At 30.0% G+C, this 19,502-nt stretch carries 17 protein-coding genes; 5 read left to right on the forward strand and 12 right to left on the reverse strand.

Annotated features, from left to right (window positions below; genetic code table 11):
* Positions 1 to 347: 347 nt before the first annotated feature.
* Both glmM and WG945_RS15495 read left to right on the forward strand, forming a co-directional pair.
* Complete coding sequence (gene glmM, locus WG945_RS15490; protein ID WP_068450093.1) at positions 348 to 1,739, forward strand: phosphoglucosamine mutase; 1,392 nt, start codon at positions 348 to 350, stop codon at positions 1,737 to 1,739.
* A 4-nt stretch (positions 1,740 to 1,743) separates the two neighbouring features.
* Entirely contained in the window at positions 1,744 to 2,604 is an 861-nt protein-coding gene (locus tag WG945_RS15495) for a hypothetical protein (RefSeq protein WP_231874655.1), read from the forward strand.
* An 83-nt stretch (positions 2,605 to 2,687) separates the two neighbouring features.
* Here the strand turns inward: WG945_RS15495 and WG945_RS15500 are convergent, their stop codons facing one another.
* Both WG945_RS15500 and WG945_RS15505 read right to left on the reverse strand, forming a co-directional pair.
* Positions 2,688 to 3,467, reverse strand: coding sequence for a lysophospholipid acyltransferase family protein (locus WG945_RS15500; RefSeq protein WP_157603641.1), 780 nt, complete (start codon positions 3,465 to 3,467; stop codon positions 2,688 to 2,690).
* Positions 3,468 to 3,540: 73 nt separating this feature from the next.
* On the reverse strand, positions 3,541 to 4,434 hold the full coding sequence (locus tag WG945_RS15505; RefSeq protein WP_068450097.1) for a lysophospholipid acyltransferase family protein: 894 nt from the start codon (positions 4,432 to 4,434) through the stop codon (positions 3,541 to 3,543).
* A gap of 84 nt (positions 4,435 to 4,518) precedes the next feature.
* Here WG945_RS15505 and WG945_RS15510 point away from each other — a divergent pair, with 84 nt between their 5' ends.
* From WG945_RS15510 to WG945_RS15520, 3 genes are all read left to right on the forward strand, one after another.
* Positions 4,519 to 5,175, forward strand: a complete 657-nt coding sequence (locus WG945_RS15510) for a rhomboid family intramembrane serine protease (protein WP_068450099.1) — start codon at positions 4,519 to 4,521, stop codon at positions 5,173 to 5,175.
* A 253-nt stretch (positions 5,176 to 5,428) separates the two neighbouring features.
* Complete coding sequence (locus tag WG945_RS15515; RefSeq protein ID WP_068450101.1) at positions 5,429 to 5,974, forward strand: Smr/MutS family protein; 546 nt, start codon at positions 5,429 to 5,431, stop codon at positions 5,972 to 5,974.
* A gap of 4 nt (positions 5,975 to 5,978) precedes the next feature.
* A complete protein-coding gene (locus WG945_RS15520; RefSeq protein WP_068450103.1) occupies positions 5,979 to 7,112 on the forward strand; it encodes a cysteine desulfurase family protein in 1,134 nt (377 codons plus the stop codon).
* A 67-nt stretch (positions 7,113 to 7,179) separates the two neighbouring features.
* Here WG945_RS15520 and WG945_RS15525 read toward each other — a convergent pair whose 3' ends face one another.
* From WG945_RS15525 to WG945_RS15570, 10 genes are all read right to left on the reverse strand, one after another.
* Positions 7,180 to 8,724, reverse strand: coding sequence for a hypothetical protein (locus WG945_RS15525; protein ID WP_068450105.1), 1,545 nt, complete (start codon positions 8,722 to 8,724; stop codon positions 7,180 to 7,182).
* Between the two features lie 8 nt (positions 8,725 to 8,732).
* The gene (locus WG945_RS15530; protein WP_068450107.1) at positions 8,733 to 11,024 is read right to left on the reverse strand and encodes an FdhF/YdeP family oxidoreductase; all 2,292 of its coding nucleotides are present in this window, start codon (positions 11,022 to 11,024) and stop codon (positions 8,733 to 8,735) included.
* Positions 11,017 to 11,826, reverse strand: coding sequence for a formate dehydrogenase accessory sulfurtransferase FdhD (gene fdhD, locus WG945_RS15535; protein ID WP_068450109.1), 810 nt, complete (start codon positions 11,824 to 11,826; stop codon positions 11,017 to 11,019). The genes WG945_RS15530 and fdhD overlap by 8 nt, the downstream gene beginning before the upstream one ends.
* Before the next feature lie 203 nt (positions 11,827 to 12,029).
* Positions 12,030 to 13,217 (reverse strand): class I SAM-dependent methyltransferase, encoded by a 1,188-nt coding sequence (locus tag WG945_RS15540; protein WP_068450110.1) that lies wholly within the window; start codon positions 13,215 to 13,217, stop codon positions 12,030 to 12,032.
* 6 nt (positions 13,218 to 13,223) lie between these two features.
* Entirely contained in the window at positions 13,224 to 14,306 is a 1,083-nt protein-coding gene (locus WG945_RS15545) for an AI-2E family transporter (RefSeq protein ID WP_068450112.1), read from the reverse strand.
* Positions 14,306 to 15,583, reverse strand: a complete 1,278-nt coding sequence (locus WG945_RS15550; RefSeq protein WP_068450114.1) for a hypothetical protein — start codon at positions 15,581 to 15,583, stop codon at positions 14,306 to 14,308. Before WG945_RS15550 ends, WG945_RS15545 begins: the two co-directional genes overlap by 1 nt.
* A 113-nt stretch (positions 15,584 to 15,696) precedes the next feature.
* Complete coding sequence (locus tag WG945_RS15555) at positions 15,697 to 16,560, reverse strand: RluA family pseudouridine synthase (protein ID WP_068450116.1); 864 nt, start codon at positions 16,558 to 16,560, stop codon at positions 15,697 to 15,699.
* On the reverse strand, positions 16,560 to 16,970 hold the full coding sequence (locus tag WG945_RS15560) for a VOC family protein (protein ID WP_068450117.1): 411 nt from the start codon (positions 16,968 to 16,970) through the stop codon (positions 16,560 to 16,562). Before WG945_RS15560 ends, WG945_RS15555 begins: the two co-directional genes overlap by 1 nt.
* A gap of 32 nt (positions 16,971 to 17,002) precedes the next feature.
* Complete coding sequence (gene ggt / locus WG945_RS15565; protein ID WP_068450119.1) at positions 17,003 to 18,694, reverse strand: gamma-glutamyltransferase; 1,692 nt, start codon at positions 18,692 to 18,694, stop codon at positions 17,003 to 17,005.
* Positions 18,695 to 18,817: 123 nt separating this feature from the next.
* Entirely contained in the window at positions 18,818 to 19,432 is a 615-nt protein-coding gene (locus WG945_RS15570; RefSeq protein ID WP_422894424.1) for an ACP phosphodiesterase, read from the reverse strand.
* Between the last annotated feature and the right edge of the window lie 70 nt (positions 19,433 to 19,502).

Here is a 19,502-nt window from a genome sequence, read left to right on the forward strand (position 1 = left end):
ATTTGTAGATGTTACTATTCAAAAATTTTAATTTTTGAATACTGAATACTGAATACTGAATACTCTTTTGGGCGTTACCTAAAGGTCGGGCTTTCCACTATATCTTTTTATAGCTGTCATTGCTAAGTTTCTTTTTTTGTAACCTGTGGCAATCTCATAATTAATAAACAGATTGCTTCGTTCCTCGCAATAACGCTTGTTAAAAAGCGCTATAAAAAGGATGCCGTTTCAATCCCTAACGCTAGCTAGTTATCAATACGTTACAATATCAAAATTAACAGCTCACTAATTTATTTTATCACTTAATAGAATTATATTTGTTCCGCTTAAAAAGACAATAATAAATTATGACATTAATAAAATCAATTTCAGGAATTAGGGGAACTATTGGAGGTAAAACTGCCGATAATTTAACACCAATAGATGCTGTAAAATTTGCTTCTGCTTACGGAGCATTTATTAAAGCAAGAAATGTTAATAAGAAAAATATAAAAGTAGTAATTGGTAGAGATGCTCGTATTTCTGGTAAAATGATATCTAGTTTAGTAGCGAATACTTTAGTTGGTTTAGGTATAGATGTAATAGATTTAGGTTTATCTACAACACCAACCGTAGAAGTTGCAGTACCTTTAGAAAAAGCAGATGGTGGAATTATTTTAACAGCATCTCACAATCCGAAACAATGGAATGCTTTAAAGTTACTTAACGAAAAAGGAGAATTTTTAAACGGAGCAGAAGGAGAAGAAATTTTAGCTTTAGCAGAAAGTGAAGATTTCTCTTTTGCAGAAGTAGACGATTTAGGTTCTTACAAAAAGAATAAAAAATACTTAAAAAAGCATATTAAAGAAGTTTTAAAGTTAGATTTAGTGGATGTAAAAGCCATTAAAAAAGCAAAATTTAAAGTAGTTGTAGATGGTGTAAATTCTACAGGTGGAATTTTTATTCCTGCTCTATTAAAAGAATTAGGTGTAAAATGTATCGAATTATATTGTACACCAAACGGTGAGTTTCCTCACAATCCAGAGCCTTTAAAAGAACACTTAACAGATATCTCTGAACTAGTAGTAAAAAAGAAAGCAGATTTTGGAATTGTAGTAGATCCAGATGTAGATCGTTTGGCTTTAATTTCTGAAGATGGTTCTATGTTTGGAGAAGAATATACATTAGTTGCTTGTGCAGATTATGTTTTAGGAAAATTAGGTGGTGGAAATACTGTTTCTAATTTATCTTCTTCTAGAGCTTTAAGAGATGTTACAGAAAAACATGGCGGAACGTATACTGCATCTGCAGTAGGTGAAGTAAATGTGGTGATCAAAATGAAAGAAACTAATACTGTAATTGGTGGAGAAGGAAATGGAGGAATTATTTATCCTGCTTCTCATTATGGTAGAGATTCTCTAGTAGGTGTTGCTTTATTTTTATCACACTTAGCTAATAAAAAAATGTCTTGTAAAGAATTAAGAGATTCGTATCCAAGTTATTTTATGAGTAAAAATAAAATTCAATTAACACCAGAAATAGATGTTGACAAGATTTTAGAAACCATGGCTTCTACTTATTCTAATGAAGATGTAAATACAATAGATGGTGTAAAAATTGACTTTGCAGAAGAATGGATTCATTTAAGAAAATCGAATACAGAGCCAATTATTAGAATTTATACTGAAGCAAAATCGCAACAAGCTGCAGATGATTTAGCGGTAAGATTTATCAATGAAATTAAAGCAATAATAGCGTAACGTTTTGAAAATAAAAATAATAGTAGGTTCCTTTTTATTAATGAGTTTCTGTTCTTTTTCCCAAGAAAATGATACAGAGAATATTGATATTTTAAAAGATGTAAAAAAAGTAACCAATAAAGGAAAATTCTTTTTTTATTGGGGTTGGAATAGGGCTAATTACTCTGATTCTGATATTCATTTTACTGGAGATAATGGTAGTTATGACTTTACCTTACAAAATGTAAAAGCTAAAGATAGGCAGACTCCATTTAGTTTTAACGATTATTTAAATCCGGGTAGAATTACCATTCCTCAAAATAATTATAGAATAGGATATTTTTTAAAAGAAAATTATACAATTTCTATAGGTGTAGACCACATGAAATATGTAATGGTTGCAGACCAAACAGTAAAAATTAATGGAGAAATAAATGCAGGAACTCCATTTGATGGTGTTTACAATAATGCGAATCAAATATTATCTGAAGACTTTTTACAACTAGAGCATACGGATGGTTTAAATTATGTAAATGTAGAGTTCAGACGATTTGATGATATCAGTCATTTAATAGGACTAAACCATAAAAACTTTCAAATAAACCTTACCGAAGGTTTTGGAGCCGGAATTTTGTATCCAAGAACAGATATAAAGTTATTTGATCAAGAAAGACATGATGAATTTCATGTTGCAGGTTGGGGATCATCTGCTGTTGTAGGTCTTAATTTAACGTTCTTTAAATATTTCTATATTCAATCAGATTTAAAGTTTGGTTATATTTATATGCCAGATGTTAAAACAACATATAATCCTAATGATGGAGCTACTCAAAGTTTCACTTTTTTTCAAAGAAACATACTTATTGGAGGAAGATTTCATCTTTAATAACTAAAAAAGGAAATAAAGTATCAAAAGATTTATAAAAACTCTTTTGGTACTTTATCTCTATGTTTAAAGCGTTTATGAGATCATAAATAGAATTCGGGTTGTAGTCTTATGTTTTCTTCCGTTATTTTGGTGTATTTATCTGTAATTTGATAGTTATCAAAATCTCTAGGTGTTTCCGTTATTAATTGAAATTCAATTTCATAATAACCTCTTTTTACTTTTCTTGCTACATAATTAATAACAACAAAGTCAAACTTTTTTGCTAGCATTTCTGCACCTGTATGTATCGGTACTTTTACACCAAAAAACTCACTCCAATAATACGTTTTATGAGGTTGTGGAGATTGATCACTTAGTAAAATATAGGCAGCTAATAAGTTGTTATCAATATTTTTTTGAATATTAGTAATTGTTTCAGAGGTTTTGTAACCATTAATACCAAATCTCTTTCTACTTTTTTTAATTGCTTTTTCGTAATACTTGTTTTGTATTTTAGTGTACGCGCCTAAAATTGTTGTTTTTAAAGCAAGTGGCATACTTGTAGACCATTCCCAGTTGGCTTGGTGTGCTCCAACAATTATAATACCTTTTTTCTTTTCACTATAGTTGTCTACTAATTCTGGATTTAAAAATTTGTAACGTTTTTTTATCTCCTTTTCACCCATAGAAAAATACTTGATGCTCTCTACAACTAAGTCTGTAAAATGTTTAAAGAATTTTTTAGAAATTAATGCAATTTCATCTTCAGGTTTTTCAGGGAAAGCTAGATGTAGATTTTCTAGAACAACTTTTTTTCTATATCGAAAAACATAATAAACTAGAAAGAAAAAGAAATCTGAAATTATATATAAAACTCTCATAGGTAAAATAGAGAGTAGTTTTATTAAAGGGTGTAAGTAAGCGCAAAACTTAGAAACTGCATATAATTATTGTTTATGATGTAGATTTTGGAACTTTATCCTTATGTTTAAAACGTTTGTGAGACCATAAATAAACTTCAGGTTGGTTTCTAATATTCCTTTCTGTTAATTCTAGAAATTTATCTGTAAGTTGGTAATCTTTATATTTTTTTGGGTTTTCTGTAATCAGCTCAAATTCAATTTCATAATAACCTCTTTTAATTTTTCTTGATGTCCAATATACAAAAGACATATCATATCTTTTAGATAAAGTTTCTGCACCAGTATGAATTGGTACTTTTATCCCCATAAATTCTGCCCAATAATGAGTATTCTTTATTTGTGGAGATTGATCGCTTAACAAAATATAAATACCTTGTTTTTTATTTACAAAATTTCTGTGAAGATTTCTTATGGTGTCCGAAGTTCTGTATAAGGTTCCACCAAATTTAGAACGAGACATTTTAATTACTTTTTCAAAGTGCTTATTTTGTACTTTGGTATAAGCAGCATAAAAATCTGGAGTTTTAATTTGTAAAGGTAAACCTGTAAGCCATTCCCAATTTGCCTGATGAATTCCTACTAAAGAAATACTCTTTCCGTTTTTAGCAACTTCTTTAAGTACATCGATGTTTTTATATTTTATCCTTTTAGAAATTTCTTTTTCAGAAATGGTAAAGGTCTTTATACTTTCTACAATAAAATCAGTTAAATGTTTAAAAAAACCTTTACTAATCTTTTTAAGTTCTTGCTCGTTTTTTTCTGGAAAAGCCAATTTTAAATTTTCTAAGACTACCTTTTTTCTATAACCAATTACGTAATAATTTAAGAGGTAAAGTCCATCAGAAATGATGTATAATATCCTCATAGGAAGTTTAGATATTAACCAAATAAAAGGGTATATAAAACTAAAGACAATTAAATGCATGGAGTATTATTTTAGATTGCAAATATCGGATATAAATTTAAAATGAAGTAGTATAAGTAAATCAGATTTTAGTAAGTTTGTTATATGATGAACAATATAAATCAAGCAGTATTAATACTGATTATTGCCAATGTTTTGGTTTCTATGAAAGGGTTTAAAGATTACTCTTTTTTAAACAAATATAAGTTTCAAGTAAATAGTATTTTATCTGGAGAAAAAATAAGAACCTTAACTTCTGGATTTTTGCATGTAGATTGGATGCATTTAGGTTTTAATATGTATGCACTCTATCTTTTTGGAGATATTGTAGCTCAGATTTTAGGAATTTCAAGTTTCTTATTAATCTATTTTGGTAGTTTGTTATCGGGTAGTTTGTATTCACTTAAATACCATAAAGACGAGCCATATTATAGTGCTGTTGGTGCCTCTGGTGCTGTTTCTGGTATTGTATATGCTTCGATACTTTTATACCCTGCAATGGAGTTGTATTTGTTTTTTATTCCAATACCAATTCCTGGATATATTTTTGGAGTTGGTTATTTATTATACTCAATTTACGGAATGAAAAAACAATTGGGTAACGTAGGTCATTCTGCACATTTAGGTGGAGCAATTGGTGGTTTTGCTATTACACTTTTATTAAATCCTTCTTTATTTGAGACCAACAAGATTTTAGTAATCTCTTTAGGGATTCCAATTATATTGTTATTACTTTTTGGTGATAAATTGAAAAACTTATAATTTAAAAATCCGAAACTTTTAGTTTCGGATTTTTTTTCTTTTTAATTTGATGTTTTAACCAGAACCTACTATACGAGTTTTAAGAATATAAAAGATGTTGAGTTCTTTTAGTAAATCATCTTCTTTTATTAGTCAGTATAATTTTATTATGAGAATTTATAACGATTTTAGATATAAATCTTGTGTATCTTGTTACTTTTGTAGCAAATATACTTTCTAAAAAAGCTATAATAAAATTAATTCAAAATTAAGAATGTGTTTAGAAGTTGGAGATAAAGTAGCCGTTTTAGATGATGTTCTAAAAGGAAGAGTCATCGGTATTACCGGTGATGAAATTTCTGTAGAAACTACTGATGGTATGATGTTTAAATTTAATTCGTCCGAATTAGTAAAGATTGATGTTGAGCAACATGAGTTAACTAAATTTAGTGATATTAATAATTCATTATTAAAAGATAAGATAGCACAAAATAAACCGAAGAAAAGTTTATTTAAAAAAGAAAAGAAAGAAGTGATTTTAGAAGTCGATTTACATATTAGTAAACTGACTAAGTCTACAAGAAACATGGATAATTATGATATGTTAAACCTACAATTAGATACTGCAAAAAGTAAAATTGAGTTTGCCATATCTAAAAGAATTTCTAAAGTTGTTTTTATACATGGAGTAGGAGAAGGTGTTTTAAGATCAGAGCTTTTAAGATTGTTAAATAAATATCCAGTAAAATTTTATGATGCTTCTTATAAGAAATATGGCTTAGGAGCTACAGAAGTTTATATTTTTCAAAACCCTATTTAATATTATGAAAACTGTTTATTTAGATAATGCAGCAACCACTCAAATTGATGACCAAGTTATAGAGGTAATTTACTCTTCTATGCAGCATAATTATGGAAATCCGTCATCTATTCATCAATTTGGAAGAAAAGCAAAATCAGCCGTAGAAACGGCAAGAAAAAATATAGCAAAGCATTTTAATGTAACGGCGAGCGAAATTATTTTTACTGCTGGAGGTACAGAAGCAGATAATTTAATTTTACACAATGCTGTTTGTAATTTAGGTGTTAAAAGAATTGTTACTTCTAAAATTGAACATCATGCTGTTTTACATACTTGTACTCATTTACAAAAAGCATATAACATTATTGTAGATTATGTTAATGTTGATGAATTTGGAAATGTTGATCCTGTACATTTAGAGCAGCTTTTATCAGCGTCAAAAGAGAAAACATTGGTAAGTTTAATGTTGGTCAATAATGAAATTGGGAACATTTTAGATGTTGATGTAGTTGCTACAATTTGTAAAAATAACAATGCTTTATTTCATTCAGATACGGTACAAGCTATTGCGCATTATGCAATAGAATTACAAAAAATACCTCTAGATTTTATGGTAGCGAGTGCACATAAATTTCACGGACCAAAAGGAGTAGGTTTTGCTTTTTTTAGAAAAGGATTCGGAATTGTACCAATGCTTCATGGTGGCGAACAAGAAATGGGTGCAAGATCTAGTACAGAAAATGTACATGCTATTTTAGGGATGGAAAAAGCATTGGAAATAGCTGTTTCTAGTTTAGAGGAAGATAAAAATTACATTGAGAATTTAAAAAAGTATTTTATTTTTGAACTAAAGAGTATTTCAGAAGATATTCAATTTAACGGACTTTCTTCAGACTTAGAAAAAAGTAGTTATACCATTTTAAATGTGCGTTTTCCTTTTACAAATGATATGTTATTATTTAGTTTAGACATGGCTGGCATAGCTATTTCTGGAGGAAGTGCCTGCCAAAGTGGAAGTAATAAAGGTTCTCACGTATTACAAGAAATATTAAATGATACTGATGCCAATAAAACCTCAGTTCGTTTTTCTTTTTCTAAATATACCACCAAAGAAGAAATTGATTTTGTTGTTAAATATTTAGAAACGGCTATATAGGTAAAGTACTTTAAATATATCAATAGCGCTACTTAAAGACATCGTTTAAGTAGCGCTATTTTTTTGATTATTGTAACTTTAAAAATGAGATGTTATACTTTAACCCCAAATTGATAAAAGGGCTACTAAGGTCACCTCCTTTAGCTTTTACATATCCAGCGGCAGCTCTTAAATTTAGGGTTTTAGAAAGTTCATAATCTACACCCAAACTTGGTTTTATTATTAAACCTTGTCCTGTACTGATATTTCCACCACCTGCTGCACCACCTATAAGTTGTGTAAATAAAGAAGTAGAATTATTAAATAGAGGATTTGATTTTATACCTAAACCAACCAAACCTTCACCGTAAGCACCTGCGTTACCAAAGTTTGCAAAAGAAGTTTGCGCTGTAACATATAGGTTTTTATTTAAATCTAAATTTATTTGTAATGAAATTTGATGCATGTGTTCCGTAGGGGTTTCCATTCTTTTTGCATTCAAATACATGTCTTGCTTTACAATTACCTCAAAGCCTTTAAATTTTCCTTTCTTAAAAGAAGTATTGTCTGTTTTTATACCATTTCTTTCTATGTAGTATTTAATACCGGCTCCAAATGTAGATGTGTAAAAATCTTTATTCGGAGTTAATAAATATCCTTTATTAACAGAAACATAGATGTCTTTAAATAGCTGTTGCTCTATAGATAGATCAGGATAGAATAAAAAACCACCTTTACTATCTACACCACCACCACCACCAGCACCAAAACCTAGTTTAGCTAAGATATTAGTTCTGTTTTTATTCATAGATAAATGATATCCTCCACCTAATAAAACATCCATATAACCAGCTCTAATTCCATCGTAGGCACCATCTACTTTTAAAAATGTAAACCAGTTATCGTTTAGGTAAGACGTAAATTCAAACCCTGCTAATTTTATCGTTTTTCCTTTTATATGGTTGTTAGATTTAGATTCACTTAAAACTTTTAAATTGTTAAAATGAACCATTAAAGAGTTTCTTTTAGGTTTTGTATCCCAATTAGTGTTTTCAAAATTTTGTAACTCCATTTCATTTTCAGCTGATTTATAAGATGCATATTCAAAATCTAAGGGAATTTCTAACGCAATATTTAGTTGATGACCTTTAATTCTTCCTCCATCAAAAAAGTTAACATAACTCCAACCTCCATTTAAAGAGAAGTTTTTAAATTGATATCCTAAATTAACATGTGGTAAAATAAAAGCACCACCACCATCAGCAGCACCTGCACCACCACCGCCACCAAAGTGAAAACCTGTGTCGATATATAATTTTTCTGAAAGGTATTTTTTAAGACCTGCATTTACTCCTAAGGTAAAAAAACCACCTCTAATACCTGCAATAGAACCATAAAGTCCAACACCTGTATAGAAAGATTTATTTAAAAATAAATTATAATGGATACCCGTAAACCCCATATTTGGCTCGTTAAAAGTAGACCCAATATCTTCTGGAGGAGGCATTTTGATAGAAAGGAAATCTATTTTGGCAAAACCTTTTTGAGTAATTCTTTCAGGAATATTTTCTGTTTGAGAAAATAACACATGGGAAGAAGTAAGTACTATTAATAATAATATAATTTTTTGCATAATGTAATTTATCTTTTTCTAATGGTGATAATAACTGTTTTAGAGGTAGGTGTATTGCTAATGTCTGCTTTACTTTTTAAAGGGACTAATACATTTGCTTCTGGGAAATAAGTAGCTGTACATTGTTTGGGAATCTGATACGGAACTACCAAAAATCCTTTTGCTTCTCTTTCTTCTTTATTAAAATGACTTGTTAAATCTACCAAATCTAATTTTTTTAAATGTAAGGAATTCATGTCATCTTCATTCATAAAAATAACCCTTCTTTCATTTAAAACACCTCTGTATCTGTCGTCTAAACCATAAATAGTGGTATTGTATTGATCATGAGTTCTAATCGTCATCATCATAAATTGATTTTTTTCTAGTTTAATTTCAGAAGGTGTATTGATGCTAAAATTAGCCTTTCCTGTTTTTGTAGGTGTAAAATCATTTTCTCTAGCATTGTTAGGTAAATAAAATCCGCCTTTAATTCTTACGCGGGTATTAAAATCAATAAAACCAGGAATGGTTGCTTCAATTTTATTACGAATCAAATCATAATTAGAAATTAATTCGGCCCAATTGGTAGTTGAATTTTGCAAGGTTGCATTGGCAACACCTGCTACAATAGCGGCTTCACTTAATAAATTTTTAGAACAAGGGGCTAAGGTTCCTTTAGATTGATGCACAACTCCCATAGAGTTTTCTACGGATACAAATTGTTCTCCCTTTTCTTGAAAGTCTTTTTCAGTTCTTCCTAAACACGGTAAAATTAATGCTTTTTTACCTGTAATTAAATGACTTCTATTCAGTTTGGTAGATACTTGTACTGTTAAACTACAGTTTTGTAATGCTTTTGCAGTAAAAGTAGTATCTGGTGTTGCGGAAATAAAATTACCCCCCATTCCAAAGAATACTATGGCTTCTTTTTTATGCATGGCATCAATGGCTTCTATTACATCAAAACCAAATTTTCTTGGTGCTTTAAATTGGAACTCTTTTTCTAAATTGTCTAAAAATGAAGCGGGAGGTCTTTCCCAAATCCCCATGGTTCTATCTCCTTGTACATTAGAATGTCCACGAACGGGACAAGTACCTGCGCCTTTTTTACCAATGCTTCCTTTTAGTAATAATATGTTTACAATTTCACGGATGTTATCCACGCCGTTTTTATGCTGCGTTAAACCCATTGCCCAACAAATAATAATATTTTTATTGTTGATGATAAGTTCTGTAGTTTCTTTAATTTTATCGAATGTTAAACCTGTTTGTGGTAATAATTCATCAATAGAATAGGTGTCTAAATCTTTTAATAACTCTTCTAAACCGGCTGTTTTTTCTTCAATAAATTGATGATCGAAAACGCTATTAGGTTCTGCATCTTCCTTTTCTTTCATTAACTTTAAGATGATTTTTAACAAAGCAACATCACCATTTATTTTTACGGGTAAAAATAAATCGGTTAAATCTTGACCAGATCCCACCCATTTTAAAGGATTTTGTGGATCTTTATAATTCATTAAGCCAACCTCCGGTAACGGATTTATTGTAATTATCTTTCCGCCTTGTTTTTTTGTTTCACCTAAGGCACTTAACATTCTAGGGTGATTGGTTCCTGGATTTTGCCCAATAACAATGACTAAATCAGCATGATTAAAATCGTCTAGTGTAACCGAGCCTTTTCCGATTCCTAAAGTCTGAGAAAGAGCAACACCACTAGATTCGTGGCACATGTTAGAGCAATCTGGTAAATTATTTGTTCCGAATTGACGTACAAACAGCTGATATAAAAAAGCGGCTTCATTACTAGTTCTTCCAGAGGTATAAAAAATTGCTTCGTCAGGAGAATTTAAAGAGTTTAATTCTTTACCAATCATTTTAAAAGCATTCTCCCAAGAAATCTCTTCATAATGCGTTGCGCCTTCGGGTAAATACATTGGATGTGTTATTCGTCCGCTTTTACCAATTTGATAATCAGATAATTCAGAGAGTTCTTGTACCGAATTTGTGGTGAAAAAGATTGGAGAAACTTTATTTTTAGTTGCTTCTTCTGCAACTGCTTTGGCTCCGTTTTCGCAATATTCTGCTAAAAAAGCCCTTTTTTCATCAGGATCTGGCCATGCACAACCGGGGCAATCAAAACCATCTTTTTGATTTAATTTTGATAATAATTGAATTCCTTTGGTAACACCAACTTCATCTTTAATATGAGTAAGTGCAGAAACAATTGCCTTAACACCAACTGCTGTTTTAGGTACTTCGGTTAAATGAATTCCTGTTAGTTTTTCTGGTGGTTGTACTTTTCTTTTTTTAGACATCGCTTTTTGTTGTTTTAACAAATGATGGATTTGAATAAATCGTCATTTTTTGTTCTCTTGTAAAACCTATTAAGCATATACCAAATTCTTTTGCAAAATCTACAGCTAAAGAAGAGCACGCAGAAACTGCAACAATAATTGGTATTTTTGCAATAAAGGCTTTCGAAACAATTTCGTAAGAAACTCGCCCGCTTACCAATAAATATTTTGCATGATTTAAATAGTCTTTTATCAACAAATCTCCAATTACTTTATCTACTGCATTATGTCTGCCAATATCTTCTTTAACGGTTAAAAATTCATAGTTTTTATTAAAAAGTGCTGCTGCATGACTACCTCCAGAATTTTTAAAAGTATGCTGAAAACTATTCATTTTTAAAAACATTTCATGTAAAAGATCACTAGAAAAAGTAGTTGTTTTAGTTAGTTTTTCGCCTTCAACTTTAATGTCTTTTAATTCTTTCTTGCCACAAATTCCGCAAGAAGAAACAGAAAGTAATGTTCTTTTGTTTAAATAGCCTTTGCCTAGTTTCTCTTTAGAGATAGTAACGTTTATAATAGTAGGAACTTCATTTTCTTCTTTAACTACTTCAAAAATTAAAGCTTTGTTACTTTTATAAATATCTTCGGCAAAAAGCAAACCTCTTATTAATGCTTGGTCATTATTTGGTGTTCTCATAACCACAGTATAAGGCTCATCATTTATATTAATTTGTAATGCTGCTTCAACAACCAAAACATCCTGAATTGAAGATTGAATATTTTGATTAATTTTTAGGCCTTGGTAGGTAATTGTTTGCATGATGAGAAAGTTAAGCTTTCAATACAAACTTACTGAAAAAAGTAGTTTTAAAAAACAAAAGTCTCGAAAGTGAATTCGAGACTTTTTATTTAAGTGTTTTAAGCCCCTAATCAAAAAACACTTAAAGTATATGTAAATTTAGTAAAAAAACTTAATAAAATGTTAAAATGGTGATTTAATTTATTAACATTTAGTTGCTTAGGTTAATCTAGGTTTGTTTTTTTCTTACAAAGAATAACAATATACTCATTTGTTTTAAGCGTAGTAAAAAACAAGTATGAATTTCCTCCATCTTTAAGTTTTGTTTCTTTTCTAATCTGAGCAACCGTTTTTGGGAAATTTCTTGTGGTAATATTTGCTTTGTTTTCTGATACTAATTTTTTTAGTTTCTTTTTATCATAATTTAAAACCTTTTCTATTTTAAAGACTCTTCCAGGAAAATTGATCATTTCATTGGATGTATATAAATGTGAATGTTGCTGAATTTTAAATAGATTTAATTGATGAGAAACTTCATGAAAACCTCCAGATTTTAGAATTGCAGCATTTGGCTCATACAGATAGGTGAGTGGCTTAGAATAAGAAGATGTTATCTGTTCTTTGTAATTAAAGTTAAAGGTTTGAATGTCTTTTTTACCAATATTAATGGTTTTAATTTTTATCGGTTCATCATATTCTTTTTCTAATAAAAACAACAATTCTTTTACTTCATTATTTACAGCAATAATATGAATCTCTTTTACAAATTTTAATTCATTTATAGTGCTTGTAATATCTAAAATAGGGGAGTTTTTAATTAGAATTTGATTGGTTTTAGTGAATAGGAAATCGATGTTTTCTGGAACATTAGGCAAACAGTCATTTAGTAAGAATACCTTTCCTTTTACATCACTTCTTCTTGATGGGTCTATGTAAATACAATCAAAATTTGCTTTGTGATTTTTTAGATATTCAAGTCCATCTCCAGAAATAGTAGTTATATTTTTAACCTCTAATTGCTGGTAGTTGTGTGTTACCTTTTTAGATAAATCATCATTAATTTCACAATGAGTAACTTCTTTAAATTGTTTAGAAAAATAAAAGCAATCTACACCAAAACCTCCTGTAATATCTATAATTGAATTACCAGATATTAAATTACATTTATAGGCAGCCGTAATTTCTGAGGAGGTCTGTTCTATGCTTATTTTAGGTGGATAATAAATGTTTTCTGATGAAAACCAAGTATAAAGTTTAAGCTCAGATTTTTGTTTAGCAACAATTTGATTGGCTATTTCTTGTATGGAAACATCTTTAAAAGGACTTCCTTTTAAAATCAGTTTTGTAATATTTGATTTTAAATGATCAGTTATAAATTGCTGAACTTCTGGACTTAAAATGGCTTTATTCAAAAGAAATTATAGATCTTTAGTTAATGATTTTACAATTTTATTATCAGACAAAAACTCTTTTAAAATTACTTTTAATGCAGTATACATAGGCACTGCAGTTATCATACCTACAACACCAAAAAGTAGTCCTCCAATAATTATTATTAAGAAAATTTCTAATGGATGAGATTTTGTTGTTTTAGAAAATATAATTGGTTGACTTGCAAAATTGTCGATTAATTGCGCTATTAAATAACCTGTCATTACATACATTGTGGTAGGTAATATTTCTGATTGAAAATCTTGACCAATATTACTCGTCATCGATAAAATAAACATAATTACAGCACCAATTAAAGGGCCTACATACGGAATTAGGTTTAATAAAGCACATAAAAAAGCAATGACAACGGCGTTATCTATTCCAAAAATTAGTAAGATAATAGTGTATATTATAAAGAGGATGGTAATTTGAGAAATTAAGCCAATAAAGTATCTAGACAGTAAATTATTAATTGTTTCTAACGATTTAGAAAACCTATTTTCATTGCCTTTTGGTACAATTACCATTACGCCATTTTTAAGTAAGTGACTATCTTTCATAAAAAAGAAAGAGATAAAGAGTACCGAAAATAAGCCAACACTTAGCGTACCTACAGCACCTAAAACGGCATTTAATAAATCTGGTATTTCTTTAAATTGAGAAGCAAAATCTACATTTTTTATCTCACCTAAAACATCGATTCCTTTAGATGAAAAATAACCTGTTATTTGATTAAAAATTTCTTGAACATTTGCTTGTAGTTTATCTACTTCTAATAACGATAAATTTTTACCTTGCTCCATAATTAATGGAATAAACATTACAATTAAACCAGTTAAAAGGCCTAACATAAATACCATTGTAAAGACAACAGCAAGGGTATTAGGAAACTTTAATTTTGTTCTTAGAAAAATAATAATTGGCCTTGCAACTAAAGATAAAATTCCTGCAATTATGATATAGATAATAACAGATTGAATAGCGTATAAAAAATAGCCTAGAAGAAAAATACCTAAAAGGATTCCTATAGCTCTTAAAATTCCGTTGGCAATTGTTTTAGATTTCATTAGTTATACCCTTTTACAGTTCCCATACTTAAAACTCTTCCATTACCAAAAGTATGATTAGTTGGTAACAACGTACCACTTTCTGTAGTAACCCAATCTTGCCAAGTAGCAGAAACACCATCCATTTTCATGCTTGGTACAAACATTTTATAGCTTTTAGGTACAAAATTAGAATCTAAAATCCACAAATATGAATCACCAGGTGTTGAGCCTCCTGTTGTATATTTTACTAACAGCGCGTCTTTCTCATCTACTTGCTGTATGCTTCTTATAATTCCGTTTTCGAATAATTTATGCGGAGCAACCAACCAAAAAGAATCGTTATTAAAAATATTCCACGCTTTTTTTACAATGGTAGAATCTGCAACTTCTTGTTTTTTATTGTTGATGTAAATTGTGCTTTTTTTTGTGTTTCTAGTGTCTAAATTTACACGAATTGAATCCCAAGAAACGTCTGCAACATTTTTTTCTTTGTCCCACTTAAAAGATCTTTTACTAGCAAAACTCCACTCTAAATATCTAGTGTTTTTATACGCTTTATGTTTTATCGCTTTTAAAACTTTATCAGCTAATTCGTCTGCTTTTTCATTGTAAGCTTTTACGTCTCCCATATCTATCTTTAAACCAAATAAAGAGAGCGTATGTTCTTTTGGTAATTTAATTCCGGATTCGGTGTTTTTTAAATCAGACCAAGTTGCAGCAACCCCACCAATAGGAATTATTGAAGTCCACATTTTAAAAGAAGTAGGTAAGTAGTTGTCATCTAAAATCCATAAGTAAGAATCTCCGGGAGTAGAACCGCCAGAAGTGTAGGTAATTAACAATGCGTCTTTACCTTCATGTTTTACAATACGTCTTTCTGTACCAGAGTCAAAAACTTTGTAAGGAGCAATTAACCAAAAAGAATCGTTATTAAAAAAGTCTTGTGCTTGTTTAACTAATTCTGGTTTATCAGTAATATTTCCATCAACATATACTTCAGATTTATTAGGAGCATTTGTATGTAGTGTTACTTTATAATTTGCCCAAGAAATATGTACAATATTTTCTTGTTTGTACCATCTATAAGTGTGTTCTCCTCTAAAGCTCCATTTTAAAACTTCTGTGTTTTTATAAGCATCAATATTTAATGCATTTAACATTTTAGTAGCCAATGCGTCTGCTTCTTTACCTTGTTTTCCTTCGGGTAAAGGTTCGTTAGTGGTAAAGTAATAGATTCCTCCAGAAACTATAATAAGTAATAAAAGAATTCCGATAATTTTAAAAAACTTCTTCATGTGTATAATTTTAAAATATGTGGCTAAATTAATATTTTTAAAATGAAGATACTATTTGTAGGCTTCATATAAATTTAAATTGGTTCTCTATTTAAAATTAGAGGTTAAGAAAGTTAAAATTGAGGAAATATTTTTTTGAATTTCTTTGGAAGTTCTTTTGATATAAAAATTTGTGTTTTTGTAAACGGATGTTTAAATTCTAAAGTTGCTGCGTGTAAATACAGTCCTTTTCCGTTAAGAATTTTACCGTCTAAAAAATACTCTTTATCACCTAAAATAGGATTTTCAATGGCTAATAAATGCTTTCTTAATTGATGTTTTCTTCCTGTTTTTGGTTGTAATTTTACCAAGTTTAAAAACTCAAAACGGTCTGAAATTACAGAATCTAAAACTTCAAATGTTGTTTGAGATTTCTTTTCATCGATAGGAAGGTTTATAATTCCGTCTGAACTCATTTTTCCAATAGAAATAGCAAAATAGGTCTTCTGAATTTCTTTATCTTTAAATAATCTTCCTAATTCTGTAATTGCAGCACTTGTTTTTCCTACTAATAAAAGTCCACTTGTGGGATGATCTAGCCTATGAATTGGTTGTGGTTTTACAGCATCAGCTAAAGTACTTTTTTTAAGGTTTTGTGCCAAGCCATTTGCAATGGTCACAAACTTATTTCCACTAACTAAAATGCCTGCGGGTTTGTAAATAATGGCTAAATAATCATCTTCAAATAAAACTTCAATAGCTAGTTCTAATCTTTCAAAAGTAGATGAGTTTTCAGACTCAAAAAGTGTTATTTTCTCACCTCCAGAAATGTATTTGGATGTGGTGGCTAATGTTTTATCAATAAAAACAAGTCCTTTTTTAATGGCTTTTTTAATACCAGATTTTGTGGGAATTGTGTTAAAAATTCCAACGCTATATTCTTGAAAACGAATTGGTTTTTCTAGTTTAGGAACAATATGAGTTTCTTGTAATTGCATTATTTAGCAAATAATTGATTCATATCTTGAAAAGCTTTAAACTCTAAAGCATTATTTTCTGGATCTTTAAAAAACATGGTTGCTTGTTCACCTACTTTTCCTTTAAAACGAATACAAGGAGCAATTTCAAATTTTGTGTTGGCAGTTTTTAATCGATCCGCTAAAGAATGCCAATCTTCCCAAGTTAAAACAACTCCAAAATGCGGAACCGGAACATCATGACCATCAACAGGGTTTGTAACCGCTTCTGTTGGTTGATATTCAATTACCAATTGATGTCCGAAGAAATTAAAATCTACCCATTGTTCTGTACTTCTACCTTCTTCACAGTTTAAAATATCTCTGTAAAAGGTTCTGCATTTTTCTAAGTTTTGTACTGGAATCGCTAAGTGAAATGGTTGTACTTGCATACGTTTTATAGTTTATTTTTTATTAAATTTTATTAAAATCCTACAGCTGTATCATCTCCACGTTTGTCTGCTCCACCTTCTAAACTAGCATTAGGTAAAACTAAAATTGCAGAAACTTTACCAATAATTCTAGAAGTAGTTTCATCAATTGTGTAGCCAAGGTCTTTTAATTCAGAAATGGCTTGTTTATCAAAACTTTTTGGTTCCATCTTAACTACATCTGGTAACCATTGATGGTGAAATCTCGCAGCATTTACAGCTTCTTGCATTCCCATTTTATATTCATGTACATTTAAGATAGTTTGTAATACCGAAGTTATTATAGTTGAACCTCCTGGAGTTCCGACTACCATAAAAAGTTTGCCGTTTTTTTCTACAATAGTTGGTGTCATCGAACTCAACATTCTTTTTTCTGGATGAATTTCATTGGCTTTTGCTCCAATTAACCCAAACATATTTGGCACACCAGGTTTGCTGCTAAAATCGTCCATTTCATTATTGAAGAAGAAACCTAATTCAGGTGAATATAATTTAGAACCATACGCGCCATTTAAAGTTGTGGTTACAGAAACTGCATTTCCAAACTGGTCTACAATAGAGTAATGGGTTGTTTCATCACTTTCTACAATTTCTATATTTCCATGAGAAACATCAGCAGATTTTGTTGCTTTTTCAAAAGAAAAATCTGCCATTCTTTTTGTTGCATATTCTTTAGAAATCAATTCTTGTTGTGGAATGGTTACAAAATCTGGATCTCCTAAAAAGAAACTTCTGTCTGCATACGCACGTCTTTCTGCTTCTGTAATAACTTGAATAGATTTGGTTGAATTATGACCAAATTGGTCTAGATCATAAGGCTCAATTGCTTTCATTATTTGTGCTAAAGCAACACCTCCACTAGAAGGAGGGGACATAGAAATAATTTTTAAATTATCATACTTAAAAGTAACAGGAGTTCTCCATCTAGCTTCGTATTTTGCTAAATCTTCTAAAGTGATAATTCCTCCATTGGCTTGAATAAAACTGACCATTTTTTTAGCAGTTTCCCCTTTGTAAAATTCATCTACTCCATTTTGTTGAATGCGGATTAAGGTTTCTGCTAACGCAGGATATTTAATGGTGTCATTTTCTTTCCATTTTTTACTTAAAGGAATGGAATCTTTATTTGCTTTTAAAAATAAGGCTTGATAATTTTTGATTCTATCTTCTTGTTTTTTAGTAACAACAACACCTCGTTTTGCTAAAGCGATTACAGGCTTTAAGATTTCGGACATCGGCATTGTTCCAAATTTTTTATGAGCAGTAAAGATACCTGCCAATGTTCCTGGAACTCCTACAGCCATTGCTCCTAAAGTGCTTTTTTCTTTTACAACGTTACCTTCATTGTCTAAATACATGTCTCTGTCGGCTGCTAATGGTGCCTTTTCTCTATAATCTAAAGCGCCAATTTCTCCATCTGCTTTTCGGTATACCATAAAACCACCACCACCAAGGTTTCCAGCAAAAGGGTATGCAACTGCCAAAGCTAAATCTGTTGCAGCCATTGCATCAAAAGCATTTCCGCCATTTTTAAGAATTTCAGAGCCAATTTTAGAAGCTTCAATTCTAGCAGAAACTACCATTGCCTTTTGAGTGATTAAACCCGTCGTTTTTTCTTTTTTTACAACGTCTTTACAGTTGATTAATAAAAAAGAAAATATAAAAAGTAAAATTATTTTTTTCATAAGGTTTGTATTTAGTGTTATTAAAGTTTGCCAATAAAAACCGATTTATATTACGGGTTAATTTTATGGAACGTTTGATAAAATACTCTTTTTTAACTTCGGTGTGCTATTTCATTAAAAGTACTATTCATTTTCATTAGTGTCTGTATCGCTAGTTAATTCTTTAAACTTTTGATTTGTATGCTCGATTAACTCTTTAAAAAACAACGTGAAATCTTCTTGAAGTTCATCTTCTAACAGGTGTAAATCTTCAATGGCTAAATTCATTTGAGATTTCCCTTTTGTTCTAGCATTCATTCCATTTAGTACTTTTTCAATTCCGTCTTTATATTGATAATTGAATAGAATGTTATATTCTATCATGTATTTAATGAAATTTTGAGATTTCACAGGTAAATCAGCAGCTATTTTACTAAATAACTCATACACGTTATTGGTGTAAACCTCTAAAGGAATGTTAGAATAATCAGACCAGTTCTTAGCCAAGAAGTAATCATAAAAAATATCGATAATTACGCCATCGTAATGTCTGTAGCGTTCGTGCAAACGACGTTTACTTTTTCGTACAATTTCATGAGCATCTGTAAACGTATCTATTTCTCTGTGTAAGAAAATTCCTTGCTGAATTTCTTTAGAAAAGCCTCCGTAATTATTGCCTCTAATATGGTCGGCAATAAAATTACCAATCATTATATTGGTGTTGTCTTGTGATAAATATAAATGGGCTAAGAAATTCATAATAGTAAATGTAAAGAAAAAACCACAATTAATTTTTAATCAATTGTGGTTTTAAATATTATAGATTCTT

It is taken from the genome of Polaribacter atrinae (assembly GCF_038023995.1).
GTDB classification, from domain to species: domain Bacteria; phylum Bacteroidota; class Bacteroidia; order Flavobacteriales; family Flavobacteriaceae; genus Polaribacter; species Polaribacter atrinae.